Source organism: Kitasatospora sp. NPDC053057 (genome assembly GCF_044546945.1).
In the GTDB taxonomy this organism is placed as follows: Bacteria; Actinomycetota; Actinomycetes; order Streptomycetales; family Streptomycetaceae; genus Kitasatospora.
Window position 1 is genome coordinate 1 of sequence record NZ_JBITZP010000079.1, and the last position, 13,484, is coordinate 13,484.

12 protein-coding genes are annotated in these 13,484 nt (G+C 69.8%); 4 read left to right on the forward strand and 8 right to left on the reverse strand.

The window, feature by feature from the left end; translation table 11 throughout:
* Nucleotides 1-106 precede the first annotated feature (106 nt).
* Nucleotides 107-769 carry a response regulator gene (locus ACIG5E_RS38125; protein WP_396541691.1) on the forward strand — a complete coding sequence of 221 codons (663 nt, stop codon included), beginning with the start codon at nucleotides 107-109 and terminating at the stop codon, nucleotides 767-769.
* A 22-nt stretch (nucleotides 770-791) separates the two neighbouring features.
* Here the strand turns inward: ACIG5E_RS38125 and ACIG5E_RS38130 are convergent, their stop codons facing one another.
* The 7 genes from ACIG5E_RS38130 to ACIG5E_RS38160 all read right to left on the reverse strand — a co-directional run bounded on the left by ACIG5E_RS38130 (nucleotide 792) and on the right by ACIG5E_RS38160 (nucleotide 7,498).
* Complete coding sequence (locus tag ACIG5E_RS38130) at nucleotides 792-1,604, reverse strand: SAM-dependent methyltransferase (RefSeq protein WP_396541693.1); 813 nt, start codon at nucleotides 1,602-1,604, stop codon at nucleotides 792-794.
* A gap of 103 nt (nucleotides 1,605-1,707) precedes the next feature.
* Nucleotides 1,708-2,454, reverse strand: a complete 747-nt coding sequence (locus ACIG5E_RS38135) for a hypothetical protein (RefSeq protein WP_396541695.1) — start codon at nucleotides 2,452-2,454, stop codon at nucleotides 1,708-1,710.
* Nucleotides 2,455-2,571: 117 nt separating this feature from the next.
* Nucleotides 2,572-3,891 carry a nitrate/sulfonate/bicarbonate ABC transporter ATP-binding protein gene (locus tag ACIG5E_RS38140; protein WP_396541697.1) on the reverse strand — a complete coding sequence of 440 codons (1,320 nt, stop codon included), beginning with the start codon at nucleotides 3,889-3,891 and terminating at the stop codon, nucleotides 2,572-2,574.
* Between the two features lie 8 nt (nucleotides 3,892-3,899).
* Nucleotides 3,900-5,732: an ABC transporter permease gene (locus tag ACIG5E_RS38145; protein WP_396541699.1), complete on the reverse strand. Its 1,833-nt coding sequence runs from the start codon at nucleotides 5,730-5,732 to the stop codon at nucleotides 3,900-3,902.
* 67 nt (nucleotides 5,733-5,799) lie between these two features.
* The gene (locus ACIG5E_RS38150; protein ID WP_396541701.1) at nucleotides 5,800-6,813 is read right to left on the reverse strand and encodes a DUF1648 domain-containing protein; all 1,014 of its coding nucleotides are present in this window, start codon (nucleotides 6,811-6,813) and stop codon (nucleotides 5,800-5,802) included.
* The gene (locus ACIG5E_RS38155; RefSeq protein ID WP_396541703.1) at nucleotides 6,810-7,157 is read right to left on the reverse strand and encodes a GntR family transcriptional regulator; all 348 of its coding nucleotides are present in this window, start codon (nucleotides 7,155-7,157) and stop codon (nucleotides 6,810-6,812) included. Before ACIG5E_RS38155 ends, ACIG5E_RS38150 begins: the two co-directional genes overlap by 4 nt.
* A gap of 47 nt (nucleotides 7,158-7,204) precedes the next feature.
* Nucleotides 7,205-7,498, reverse strand: coding sequence for a hypothetical protein (locus ACIG5E_RS38160; protein WP_396541705.1), 294 nt, complete (start codon nucleotides 7,496-7,498; stop codon nucleotides 7,205-7,207).
* 507 nt (nucleotides 7,499-8,005) lie between these two features.
* Here ACIG5E_RS38160 and ACIG5E_RS38165 point away from each other — a divergent pair.
* The 3 genes from ACIG5E_RS38165 to ACIG5E_RS38175 all read left to right on the forward strand — a co-directional run bounded on the left by ACIG5E_RS38165 (nucleotide 8,006) and on the right by ACIG5E_RS38175 (nucleotide 12,332).
* Nucleotides 8,006-8,620 (forward strand): GNAT family N-acetyltransferase, encoded by a 615-nt coding sequence (locus tag ACIG5E_RS38165; protein ID WP_396541707.1) that lies wholly within the window; start codon nucleotides 8,006-8,008, stop codon nucleotides 8,618-8,620.
* A 197-nt stretch (nucleotides 8,621-8,817) separates the two neighbouring features.
* Entirely contained in the window at nucleotides 8,818-9,159 is a 342-nt protein-coding gene (locus ACIG5E_RS38170; RefSeq protein ID WP_396541709.1) for a trypco2 family protein, read from the forward strand.
* 17 nt (nucleotides 9,160-9,176) lie between these two features.
* The gene (locus ACIG5E_RS38175; RefSeq protein ID WP_396541711.1) at nucleotides 9,177-12,332 is read left to right on the forward strand and encodes a bifunctional trypsin-like peptidase domain-containing/SEL1-like repeat protein; all 3,156 of its coding nucleotides are present in this window, start codon (nucleotides 9,177-9,179) and stop codon (nucleotides 12,330-12,332) included.
* A 136-nt stretch (nucleotides 12,333-12,468) separates the two neighbouring features.
* Here the strand turns inward: ACIG5E_RS38175 and ACIG5E_RS38180 are convergent, their stop codons facing one another.
* The gene (locus ACIG5E_RS38180) at nucleotides 12,469-13,359 is read right to left on the reverse strand and encodes a S1C family serine protease (RefSeq protein WP_396541713.1); all 891 of its coding nucleotides are present in this window, start codon (nucleotides 13,357-13,359) and stop codon (nucleotides 12,469-12,471) included.
* Between the last annotated feature and the right edge of the window lie 125 nt (nucleotides 13,360-13,484).

Here is a 13,484-nt window from a genome sequence, read left to right on the forward strand (position 1 = left end):
CGGACCCGGCTGCCAGGAGATCCTGGAACCGAGTCCGTGCCGCGCGAACCAAAGCCGGACAGTTGGGGGGAATCCCCTATCGAACGCCCTCTGAGAAGGAGACCGCGTGATCCGCGTGGTGCTGGCCGACGACCAGCCGCTGGTACGGGCCGCCCTGGAGATGGTGATCGCCGAGACCGCGGACGTCGAGGTGGTCGGCGAGGCAGGCGACGGAGCCGAGGCCGTCCGGCTGGCGGCCGAACTGCGGCCGGACGTCGTGGTGATGGACATCCGGATGCCCGGCACCGACGGCATCGAGGCGACCCGGCAGGTGACCGCGGCCGGCGGGCCGACCAGGGTGGTGGTGCTCACCACCTTCGACGAGGACGAGCATGTGTACGCGGCGCTGCGCGCCGGGGCGTCCGGCTTCCTGGTCAAGGACATGGCGCTGGACGACATCCTCGCCGCGGTGCGGGTGGTCGCCGCGGGGGAGGCGCTGATCGCGCCGAGCGTCACCCGGCGGCTGATCGGGGCGTTCGTGGGACAACAGCCGAAACAGACACCGGTCCCGGTCGCGCGCCGGCTGGACGCGATCACCGACCGGGAGCGGGAGATCCTCACCCTGGTCGGCCGGGGCCTGTCCAACACCGAGATCGCCGCCGAGCTGGTCCTCAGCATCGCCACCGTGAAGACCTACATGACCCGGCTGCTCGCCAAGCTCGACGCCCGCGACCGGGTCCAACTGGTCATCCTGGCCTACGAGACGGGCCTGGTCTCCGTCCCCGGCTGACCAGGCCCCTGTGGCGCGCCGATCAGTTCTTGACGGCCACACCCGCGTACATCGCGATGTCCCGGTCGCGGATCGCCGGGGCGCCGGCGTCCGGCCGCCAGTGGTGGACCAGGGTGACGCCCGGGTCGAGCAGGTCGTAACCGTCGAAGAAGGCCTCGGTCTCGGCCTTGTCGCGGATCTGCAGCGGGATGCCGCGGGCGTTGTACTCCCGGCCGACGCCGCCCACCCCGACCGGGTCGGTGTCACCGGTGAACACGGTGAGGGCGAGGAAGCTGCCCGGGGCCAGGGCGTCCATGAAGCGGCGCACGATGCCCTGCGGGTCGTCCTCGTCCAGCACGAAGTGGACGATGGCGATCAGCGAGAGCGCGACCGGCCGCGAGAGGTCGAGCACCTCGCGCAGCCGGGGGTTGCCGATGATCGACTCCGGGTCGCGGAAGTCGGCGTCCACGTAACAGGTGCGGCCCTGGGGCGTGCTCGACATCAGGGCCCGGGCGTGGGTGAGCACGATCGGGTCGTTGTCCACGTACGCGACCCGGGCCTCGGGGGCGACCGCCTGGGCGATCTCGTGCACGTTGGGCGAGGTGGGGATGCCGGTGCCGATGTCCAGGAACTGGCGGACCCCGTACTGCTCGGTGAGGTGGCGCACCGAGCGCTGCATGAAGTCGCGGGTGGTGCGCATCGAGATCGGCAGCGCGGGCCAGGCCCGCACGGAGGCGTGCGCGGCGGCCCGGTCCGCCTCGAAGTTGGTCTTGCCGCCGATGAGGTAGTCGTAGACCCGGGCGGAGTGCGGTACGTCCATCCGCAAGTCGACCGACGGGTGTTCCTCGTTCGTCACGCTCGCGCTCCCCGTTGCTGCTGGGCATCCGTCACCGGCCGCCACGGCGGTCGGCCTTGGTGCGCATGGTAACGGTGCGCCAGTGCGACGAGGTGATGAATGCTCAGGTCTGGGACGCCTCCGGACCCCGCGCCTCCAGCCCCACCGCCTGACGGGGGAGCGCCCCGGACCCGGCCCGCCCACCGCGCCCGGCCGCCAGCTCCACCGCCGCACCGATCCAGGCCGCACCGAACGCCCAGGTCGCCACCCACTCGCACAGGTACATCGGCCGGACCGTCCAGCCCGCCCCGAACCCGGACAACCCCGCGACCGCCGCCGCCAGCAGGGCGACCAGGATCAGCACCCCCGCCGCCAGATAGGCCGTACCGACCCTGGCCGGATGCGTCGAGCGCGGATTGCGGAAGGAGTACAGGCAGAACAGCGCCAGCATCACGAACAGCAGCGCGGCGAACACCAGATGGAACACCCCGACGGTGCGCTGCAGCCCGGTCGGATCCCCCGGCGCCGTCGGGCACAGCGCCACCCCCAGCGCGAACAGCCCGGCCGCCGTGCTCCACCGGTCGTCCCGCCGGTCGAACCGGTAGCAGATCAGGAACACCCCGAGCGCGCACAGCGCCCCGACGAGGACGTTCCGCGTCCCCGTGTAGTACGCGGCGCTCATCGACGCGGGCCAGAACCCGTCCGTCGAGCGCCCCATGAGCTCGTCCGCCAGCCAGTTGCCCAGCGGCAGGGCCGGCGGCAGCAGCACGCCGATCGCCCCGACGCCGAAGCGCAGGAAGGTGATAGTCCGTTCGTCCTGGACGGTCTGCTGTGAATCGATTGTTCTCCGGACGCTCCGCTCGTCACTCACGGACGCCTCCTCGCTGGTCCGCGCGATGGTTGGCCGACAACTGGTGTACCCGCCACGGGAGATCGCTCCACCACCGAATCGAGTGGTTTACCGTCCGGACCACTTGCTGGCCGGTCGCTACAACGCCGCCTCGGCGCCCGGATCCAGCGCGAACTCGGCGTCGTCAGCGTCGTAGTCGTACAGCTCCCCGTAGCGGCCCCAGTCGATGGCGGTCTCCAGCTGCCGCCGGGCGTCCTCGGTGTCGAAGCCGGCGCGCAGCAGGTCCAGGAAGAGGTCCTCGCGCAGTGTGTGGTCCTCGGTGGTGGCCAGCGCCTGGACGATGGCGCGTACCAGCGGGGCATGGCGGGCGGCGTTGCGGGCGAACAGCTGCTTGCTGGTGAGGATGTCGGCGGCGGCGAACTCGCGGCCGGCCGGGGTGATGACGAAGCGGCCTTCGGTGGTGCGGGCGAGGTTCAGCAGGACGGCGGCGTCGACCAGCGGGAGCAGGTCGTCGACCTCGAAGTTCAGTTCGTCGGCGATCTCGGCGAGGCCCTCCTCGCCGCCCATGGCGAGCAGGACCTCCAGCAGGCCGGCCAGTCCGCCGACGGTGGCGGGCGGCAGTGGGGTGGTGATCGGGGTGGCGGCCTGGCGGGCGGCGGGTTCGGCGGCGGGCTGTTCCTCGCGACCGGTGAGGATGCCGTAAACGGTGTCGACCAGGGCCTCGAACTGGGGGGTGCGGCGGTCGCGCGGGCGGGGGAGGCCGACGGTCAGTTCGGAGCGGATCCGGCCGGGGTTGGAGGACAGCACCAGGATCCGGTCGGCCAGCAGCACCGCCTCCTCGATGTTGTGGGTGACGATCAGGATCGACTTGACCGGGGCCTCGTGCCCCTCCCACAGGCCGACCAGCTCGTTGCGCAGGTTCTCGGCGGTCAGCACGTCCAGGGCGGAGAACGGCTCGTCCATGAACAGCGCGTCCGGCTCGACCACCAGCGCCCGGGCGAAGCCCACCCGTTGGCGCATCCCGCCGGACAGCTCCTTGGGGTAGGCGCCCTCGAAGCCGTCCAAGCCGATCAGGTCGATCGCCCGCAGGGCGCGCTCGCGCCGCTCCTCCTCGTCCACCCCGCGGGCCTGCAGGCTGAGTTCGACGTTCTGCTGGACGGTCAGCCAGGGCAGCAACGCGAAGGACTGGAACACCATCGCCACCCCCGGGTTGGCGGCCCGCAGCGGGGTGCCGCGGTAGGTGACCGTCCCGGAGGAAGGCGAGATCAGCCCGGCCAGGCAGCGCAGCAGGGTGGACTTGCCGGAACCGGACTTGCCGAGCAGGGCGACGATCTCGCCCTCGGCCAGGTGCAGGCTGATGTCGTCGAGCACCGGCAGGGCCCGCCCGTCCGGGGTGGTGAAGGTCTTGGTGACGTCGGAGGCCTCGACGATCGTGGTGCGGGTGGCGGCGGCGGTCACAGTGCTCCTCACAGGGCGTAGCGGGTCTCGGAGAGCCGGTAGAGCCGGCGCCAGAGCAGCCGGTTGAGCGCGACCACGTAGACGCTCATCACGCTCACCCCGACCAGGATCTTCGGGAAGGTGCCGGTGCCGGTGGCGTCGGCGATGTACGAGCCGAGCCCGGTGGCGCTGAGGTGGTGCGAGCCGTAGTCCACCACCTCGGCGACGATCGAGGCGTTCCAGGCGCCGCCCGCCGCGGTGATGCCGCCGGTGACGTAGTACGGGAAGATCGCCGGGAGGATGAACGCGCGCCAGCGCAGCCGGCCCCTGACCTGGAAGCCGGTCATCGCCTCGCGCAGGTCGCTGGGGATCGCGGAGGCCCCGGCGATGACGTTGAACAGGATGTACCACTGGGCGCCGAGCGCCATCAGCAGCACCGAACCGAGGTTCAGCGAGATCCCGAGCGCGACGAACGCGGCGGTGGCGAAGGGGAACAGGAAGTTCGCCGGGAAGCTGGCCAGCACCTGCACCACCGGCTGGGCGAACCGGGTGACCTTGGGGTTCATGCCGATCCACACCCCGACCGGCACCCACGCCGCGGTCGCCGCCACCAGCAGCACCAGCACCCGCGCGAAGGTGGCCGCGCCGAGGGCGAAGGCGTGGCCGAACTCGCCGAGGCCGACGGTGGTGTGGACGTAGTCGAAGGCCTTCCAGGCACCGAAGACCACCACGACGGTCACCGCCCCGGCGAAGAACACGTCCCCGGTGCGCTCCCGGGTGGCGGGGCGGGCGAGCGGGTGCTCGGCGAGGCCGAACACCCGCATGCCGCGGTCCAGCGCCAACCCGAGCGGTCGCAGCGGCCGGGCGGCCAGCTCCGGCAGGCTGGAGCGGCGCAGCAGGTCGAGGACGACGCTGCGCGGCCGGTCGGCGGACTCCGACTCCTCCACCCGGAACCGCTCGGACCAGGCCGTCATCGGCCGCCAGAACAGCACGTTGACGCCGATCACCATGACGACCATCACGCCGATCGCGATCCCGACCTGGTCGAGGTCGCCGTCGCCGATGGCGGTGGCCGCGTAGGAGCCGATGCCGGGCAGCGCGTAGCGGTGGTTGAGCACACTGATCGACTCGGAGGCGGCGAGGAAGAACCAGGCCCCGCCGAAGCTCATCATCCCGTTCCAGACCAGCGGGATCATGCCGCTGGGCATGTCCAGGCGCCAGAACCGCTGCCACTTGGTCAGCCGCATCACCCGGGCCGCCTCGTCCAGTTCGCGCGGCTGGCTGACCAGGGAGTAGTAGAACGCGAAGGTCATGTTCCAGGCCATCGAGGTGAAGATGGCGAAGATCGACGCGCATTCCAGGCCGAGCGTGGAGCCGGGGAAGAGGTTGATGAAGGCGGTGACGGTGATCGACAGGAAGCCCAGGATCGGCACCGACTGGAGGATGTCCAGGATCGGCAGCAGCACCTTCTCCGCCCGCCGCATCCGGGCCGCGGCGCTCGCGTAGAGGAAGGTGAACAGCACCGAGGCGATCAGTGCGACGAACATCCGCAGCAGCGAACGCACCGCGTAGAACGGCAGGTTCGACGGGTCGGTGGAGACGGTGGCGGGGGCCTGGTCGGGCAGGAACGGCGCGTTCAGCGAGGGGGCGAGCCGCAGCAGGCCGTACAGCCCGGCCACCAGCGCGGCGGCGACCAGCACGTCCACCCAGCGCAGCTCGGGGCGGCGCCACACACTGCGCGAGGGGAAACCGCCGCTGCCGCCGGCCACCCGCACCACCGTCCGTCCGCTGCTCGCCTGCTTGCCTCCGAGGTCCGGCCGCAGGTTCCGGTCACAGGTCCGGCCGCTGGTTCGGCCGCGCACCAGCCTCGCCGCAGACGGACCGGCCCGCCACCGGAGGGCTGCTCACGGGTGGCGGGCCGGGCGGGGCTCAGCGCGTCGCGGCGCCGGCGGTACGGGCGATCAGCGCGTTGAGCAGGGCGGCGCCGCGCTCGGCGTCGTCGACGCTGACCGCGAAGTCCCGCCCGCGCTTGGTGCGGACCACCAGGCAGGCGCCCCGGCGCAGGAACACGATGCTGCCGCCGCGGTGGACCCGGTAGCCCCAGCCGCGGGCCTGGCGGGCGGTCAGCTGCTCGACCCGGGCCGAGACGAGCTCGGCGGGGGCCAGGCGCCGGGCGGGCCAGCCGAACGGGCCGAAGCCGACGTGCAGGCCCGCCTCGGTCACCCGGACCCGCACCGAGGAGCAGAGCAGGGCGACCACGGCACCGAGGCCGAAGAACGTGACCGCCCTCCAGTCGACGGACCCGGTGCGCCCGCTCGCGGCGAGCATGACTCCCGGCACCGAGAGCAGCCCCAGCACCGAGGAGAGCGCCTGCAGCCAGTGGTTGGAGGCCTGTGAGAGCCAGACCAGCCGCTCACCGGCCCGCGGCTCCAGCACCCGCGTCCCGGGCGGGGCGGCCGCGGTGGCGGTGGCGGATCGTCGGGTCGCCAGCCAGGCCAGGGCACCCGCCAGACCGGCCGCCACGACGATCAGGACCACCTCGACGCCCATCGGCGCGGCGTCCTGCCAGCGGGCGCGGTCCAGGTTGGAGCGCACGATGGAGGCCTGCGCCCCGCTCAGCAGCACCCCGGTGGCAGCCAGTACGGGCCCGGCGGACCTGCGGGTCTGAACGGGCCGGAACCGGAGGGCGACCGCGAGGGCGGCCGCGACCAGCAGCCAGACGACGGCCGGGAACAGCGCCGCCATCGTCAGCGGCATCGAACCGTCCGGGTCGCGCCCGCTCCAGTGGGTCGCCACCTGGTCCGGCAGCCGGTCGCGCGCGCTCATCGGCATCGCGACCAGCAGCGCGGCCACGCCGAGTGTCCAGACCACCGCCCCCCACAGCGCGCCCCGGTGGGCCGGCCGGTTTGGGGCGGGCTCTCCCGCGGGTTCTTCGTCCCTCACGACATCCCCCTGATCAGATCTACGAGATCGTTCCTGCTGTAGCCGGCCCTGGCCGCGTCCGCGATCAACTGCCCTACCCGGTCCACCAGTTCGGCGCGGGTGCCGGCATCCGCCGCGACCGTGATGCCACGGCCGCGGCGGAACTCCAGCACCCCCTCGTCGCGCAGGGCGCGCAGCCCGCGCAACACGGTGTTGGTGTTCACCCCGAGGGCCCGGGAGAGCTCCCGGGCGGGCGGCAGCCTGTCGCCGGGGGCACACTCGCCCTCTGCGACGGCCCGTCGGATCGCGCCCGCCACCTGCTCGTGCAGGGGGCGGGCGTCGCCAAGGTCCAGCTTCAGCAACATGGTGCCAGTGACGATAGCACCATTCGATCGTGGTGCCAGGTGCCGGATCAGGGGATGAGGAGGCTCTGTGCCCCGGTGACGCGGCTGTCGTCGCCGGCCTGGATCACTTCGAGGACCTCTCCGGTGCAGTCCGCGCCGGAGTGGATCTCCGCCGCCTCGTCCGTGAGGTTGTCGACGATGCTGGCGGTCCCGTCCAGTGCGTAGCACCCGGAGGGGTTGGTGTGGGTCGTGCCGTTGACCGCCAGGTCTCCGGTGGCTGCGGCGGCCGGACCGGCGCCCAGGGCCAGGGCGGCGGCGATCATCAGCGGGACGCCGAGAACGGCGTTGAGGGTGATCTTCATGTCGTATGCATAACCGCTCCGGGCCAGCGCCTCGCTGGATACGGGTGGGGTTGCCCCCAGAGGGCGGCGAGGTGGGCCGAATGCCCGTGAGCGGTCGACGCCGCCCGCTCCGTGTGCCGGCGGCGGTCCCGGCGGATCTGGCGAGACCGGACCTGCCCTGGTGCACCTCGCCGACCGGGCCGACGACCTGCTGGTGCTCGGGCGCAGCGGCGGCCGGCTGCGGCGCCCGGTGTCCGCGCCGGGCCGGCTGCCCGGTGCTGCCCGTCCCGGTGCCCGAGCTGCTGCACGACCTGGAGGCCCTGCACCGCCGCACCCGCTCGCATCTGCCGGTCGGCCCCGCGCCGGAACTGCTCCCGGCGAAGGGATGGCCGGGGTCCTGCTGTCGGCGGCGCTGCCCCGCCTGCGGCGGAGATTCCACGTTCTGTCTGCAGTCCGTGAGTTGACGGTCCGACAGCGACCCCTGCCCGGGGCGGTGGGGATAAGGGCGCGCAGAATGTCCGTATGCGGATGACGAACACGAACACGAACGCGGACACGGGCACGCCGAGGGTGGCGACGGGCGAGGACGTCGGGGCGATATCCCGGGTGTTGGCCCGGGCCTTCGAGGACGATCCGATGATGTGCTGGTTCTTCCCGGAGGCCGCCACCCGCCCCGCCGCGCTCGGCGGTTACTTCACCACGCTGTTCACCCGGCAGTACCTGCCGTACGGGCTGTGCGAGCGCACCGGGCACGCGGCCGCGTTCTGGGTCGCGCCGGAGGCGCAGGAGAAGGCCGTCCCGGACGAGGGCACGATCCGGGAACTGGCGGAGCTCCTCGGGGACCGGGCCGACTGGTTCCGGCAGTGCGTCGAGGCGGCCGCCGCGACTGCGCCGCAGGAGGCGCACTGGTACCTGGCGGTGATCGGCGCGGACCCGGTCGCGCAGGGCCGCGGGCAGGGCGCCGCCCTGCTGCGCTCGGGGCTGGCCCGGGCGGACGCGGCTGGGCTGCCGGTCCACCTGGAGTCCTCGAAGGCGGAGAACCTCGCCGTGTACCAGCACTTCGGCTTCGAGGTGCTGGAGGAGGTGCAACTGCCGGGCGACGGGCCGATGCTCTGGACGATGCGGCGTGCGCCGCGCGACTGAAGAGCGACAACCATCAGTCGTCGGTGGGCAGTTCGATCGGGACGGTGCTGACGTTGACTGGCCACCGCCGTGAGGGAGCGTATTTGAGCCAGATTTGCTGAATCCTTCGGAAGCCAACGGCGAATCATGCTAACCGTAGTAGCCCGAACAGGCCATGAGGGCATCGGGACGCGGGGCTGGTAGATCGGGAGGTGCGAGTGACGAAGCCATTGGACGGGGTGGAACTCTCGATGGTTGTGCAGGGCCTGCGCGACGAGTTGGAGACAGCGGCTCTGAACGGAGCAGGCGAACGTGTCGGCTTCGAGGTGGGGGAGATCCGGCTGGAGTTCGTCGTGGAGATCCATTCCGATTCCAGTGCGAAGGCTGGCTTCAGAGCTTGGGTAGTTACTGGTGACGCTGCCGCCTCCCGCGGTCGACGGCAGACTCACACGGTGTCGCTCACTCTCAGCCCGCGGGACCGTCGGACCGGCGAATCCTTGGACATCGGTAACGAACAGCGAGCAGATCTGACGGCCTTCTCGCCCACGCGCGACATGTGACTTTCGGGAGTCAGCGAGTGGGCGCTCTTTCCAGCTTTCGCGTAGTCCTGGTTCAGGCAGGTCGGCAGGGCAGCGGCTACCTGATCACTTCGCGTCTAGTACTCACAAGTGCGCACATCCTGGGTGACGACCGGGTGATGGCCGTGGTCCCGGGCGGAACGGGGGCGCAACGCTGCAATGTGGTGTGGGTTCGCCAGGACGAAGAGTGCGACGCCGCTCTCCTGCTTGCCGAGCACGATCTTGTCGGGCCTGACCGTCCTCTGACGGATGTCGTATGGGGGACCGCCGACGACCTCAGCGCTGTCTCGGGTTGCGAGGCAGTGGGCTTTCCCTCGGTCGCGCGCTACGGCAACAGTTTGCCGGACACGGAACAGTTCGTCGGGACACTTAAGCCCGGTTCATTGCTGATGCGCGGCCGGTACGTGCTGGACAGCGACCATGCAGCTCCACCAGCGTGGGGCGAGGGCTCGCCATGGGCAGGAATGTCCGGGGCCGCTGTGTTTGCCGGTGCAGTCCTGGCGGGGGTAGTGGTCGGCGATCCCAATGGGTGGGCACATGGTCGAGTCGATGCCATTCCGGCTGCCACGCTTGTCGCCGATGCATCGTTTGCACGGACGCTCATCCGCTATACGGGAAAACCGCCGGGCATCGGCTCTCTCCGGGGTCAACAGGGAGGACGGGCGAGCGAGGTTGCGGGCGGGTACGTCCGCAGACGTGTCTCAGGCTCGGAAGCCAGCGACTTCGGTGCGCATAGAACGGCCGAAGTTGAAGGCTATCCCACGCAGGTCCCCTATATCCCACGTGTGAGCGATACCGAACTCGATCGGAAAATGGAGGCCGTTGGTACAACTGGTGGTGTCCTGATTGCTGTCGGGGACTCCGCGGCGGGAAAAAGCCGGTCCATGTTCGAAGCGATGAAGCGCATATTCCCGTCCAGGAATGTCTTCATCCCTGACCCCGACGCGGAACTCGGGCACGTACTCCAAGCGCTACTGGCAGAGGCACAGATGCCAGGTGTGCTCTGGTTGGACGAACTTCACTACTATCTGCGTCCGGATGGCCTGACGGTCGCCATGCTGGAAGATCTTCGTCAGGCGCGAGTGGTGGTTTTAGGGACGCTTCGGTCCGAATACTATGAACTGCTCAGCCAGCCGCCGGGTCCGAATGATTGGAATCAGCAGGCGCCAGGTGCATCCCGTGCCGCGTCCGTGATACTGCGGCGAGCGGGCCTCGTGGAAATGGAACGCCAGTGGACATCGGTGGAGCGTGAGTCGGCGTCGACTGTGCCGGACCCGCGCGTCGAGGAGGCGCTCAGGGCTGGCCAAGTTCACGGGGTGGCCGAGTGCCTCGCTGCGGGGCCACAAGTGCTGGAGCGGTGGAAGCGTGCATCGCGTGCGGGGGGCAATCCCAGGGGAGCCGCTCTGGTTGCAGCCTCGATAGACCTGGCCCGGACAGGGCTTGACGCGGCGTCGCCTTCAGCGTCGATCGAACGGCTCCATGGGCACTACCTTGAAGCTGCAGGTGGCGCTGCTCTGCGCCCCGAGCCGCTGGAGGAAGCCTGGCGGTGGGCCGGTGCGGTAGTGCTGGGTGTGACGAGTCCGCTTATCCCCGGTTCCGCCGATCGGTGGCGCCCCTTCGATTACCTGGTCTCCAGTGTGGCCCGATATCAGGAGCCCAGGACCATTCCGGACTATGTCTGGAACGAGGCTGTCGCTCTGGCAGATGACAAGCGTCGATCGCTGGTGACCGCAATGGCCCGTGCAGCGAGGCGGTTCGACGTTGCGGCATCTCTGTGGACCGTGCGCGCGAGCGACGGCGACACGGACGCCATGATCACCGTCGGTGCGATGCTCGCGCGAGCTGGTAAGGAGACAGAGGCGGAACAATGGTTCCTCAGAGCATCCGAGTCGGGGAATCCCATGGGGACTCACAATATGGGAGCTCTGATGCAGCAGCGCGGGGATCTCTCCGCCGCACGCGATTGGTATAGCCGAGCAGTTGCAGCGGGTGTTGCCGAGTCCCGCGGCCCACTCGGTGCCGTGCTCGAATCTACTGGAGACGAGGCGGGAGCCGTAGAGCAGTGGAAACAAGGTACCGAGCTCGGTGACGCATCCAGTGCCTTCCGCTACGCACAGTGGCTTCGGGGGCGGTGGGAATCCGAGGAATCTGTTAAAGCATTGCGCGCGGCGGCCGATGCGGAACTGCCCATAGCGATGTTGTTCTATGCTGGAGTCCTCCTTGTCCAGCAAAAGCTGGAGACGGCGAACGAGTATCTGAAGCGGGCTTACGTCCGCTCCGTCGACGAGGCCCGACTTGGAGATGCGAACGAAGCTCAGATATCAGGTCTAGTTGCCAATGCCCTGGGAGACGCGGAGCGGGCGGCGCACTGGTGGGCCGTGGCGCACGCTGACGGACATGTGGCGGACTGGCAGATCATCGAAGCCGATGGCGGGTCTCCTGGCCTGAGGGCACTTGCGGTCAGTCATGAAACGCTTAGGAGACTCGGTCGGGATGAGATTCTTCTTCTTATGAGCATGCTTTGGGCTGGCGACTGTCTCGACTGCGGCTACTCACTAGGGGAGGGGGTGCCAGCGCTTCAGGTCACTGACGATTACGATCGTGGATCGGCGAGAATTTACCATCTGGGGCTCTGTCGATTCCCTCGCTGGAATGACTCCGCTCTTCGTGAGTATACAAAGTCATCTGCATTGAGCTGGCGATCGCTTGCTGGAGCCGTCCCTGATGATGAGGGGCTTCTCTGCCCGGTGATGATAGTCAACCCGGGTCTCGAGCAAGTGAACCTGCTTCTCGATGGCGAGACGTGGAGAGTGGTTGGGTATGCGGAGGCCAATAATTCCTCGCCCTTCTCTCTAGGGGCGGAGCCGCTATGGAAGTCGCAGATTCCCGCCGCCGATTCACGGATGTTGTTGATCCGCCTTGTTGAGGGAGAGTTGTATCTACAGTACGGGGTTGAGGTGTGGGCTGCCCATTTGACGCCCATGCTGACTGATCTCATTCGGAATCGGGGCGGGTTTTTATTGGTGCTCACCTCTGGTCTTGCGCCAGAGGCTGAGGGCTCGGCTGCTATGCGGGCGGCGTTCGAATCGTTCGATGCTGCGCGGGTCTGGGTATCGCTGGATGAGATAGCTGGCGATGGCGCTGAACCGACATAAGGTGACGGTGGCTCGGATCGGCATGCCAGCGGTTAGCTGCCAGGGCGAAATGGGCGCAGCGGTCTAAATCGGCCAACCTCTTAACGTGTGTCCGGGGTTTGCCAATCGATGTCGAACCGATGGGCCCGGCGGTCGGTCAGTCGTCGGTGGGGAGTTCGATCGGGACGGCGATCACGTCGACCAGTGCCTCGCCGCGCAGGACGGTGAGCGGGAGGGGATGGCCGATGGCGTCCGCGAGCATCAGGCGCTGGAGGGCCTGGGCGCTGCCCATAGGCTCGTCGGCCGCGGTGAGCAGCAGGTCGCCCGCGCGCACGCCGGCGCGGGCGGCCGGGGCGCTGGGGACCACCTCGACGATCCGCAGGCCGGTGCGCTGGCCGGTGCGGTCCCGCAGGGCGGGCGGCAGCGGGGCAGGGACGCCGGCCAGGCCCAGATAGGCGCGGCGGATCCGGCTGTCGCCGAGCAGGGCGGCGATGATCCGGCGGCTGGTGGTGTTGATCGGCACGGCCAGGCCCAGCCCGTTCCCGGCCACGGCGGTGGTGATGCCGACCACCTCGCCGTTCGCGGTGGTGAGCGCGCCGCCGGAGTTGCCGGGGTTGAGCGCGGCGTCGGTCTGGATCACGTCGTCGATGATCCGCACCGCGCTGCCGGCCCGGGCGGGCAGCGAGCGGCCGAGCGCGCTGACCACGCCCGCCGTGACCGTCCCCGCCAGGCCGAGCGGGTTGCCGACGGCAACGACCAGCTGCCCGACCCGCAGTGCGGTGGCCTCGCCGAGCGTCACCGGCGAGGGGGTCTGGCCGTCGGCGCGCAGCACGGCCAGGTCGGAGAGCGGGTCGGCGCCGATGGTGTGGAAGGGCGAGCTGGTGCCGTCGGCGAAGGCCAGCGTCCCGGCGTCGGCGTGGCCGACCACGTGGGCGTTGGTGAGCAGGAAGCCGTCGTCGGTGAAGACCACCGCCGAGCCGAGCGCCGTGCTGAACCCGCCGTCCCGGCCGCGCCGGGGGACCTGCAGGGCCGCGACGCGCGGCGTCACCGCGGCGGCGACGGAGGTGACGATCCGCGACTAGTACTCCAGTGCGACTTCGTGATCTATCCGGTTGAGGGGTCGGCGAGCCGTCGTTGGTAGTGGCTGCGGCGAGCACTGGCTTGATGGCGTCT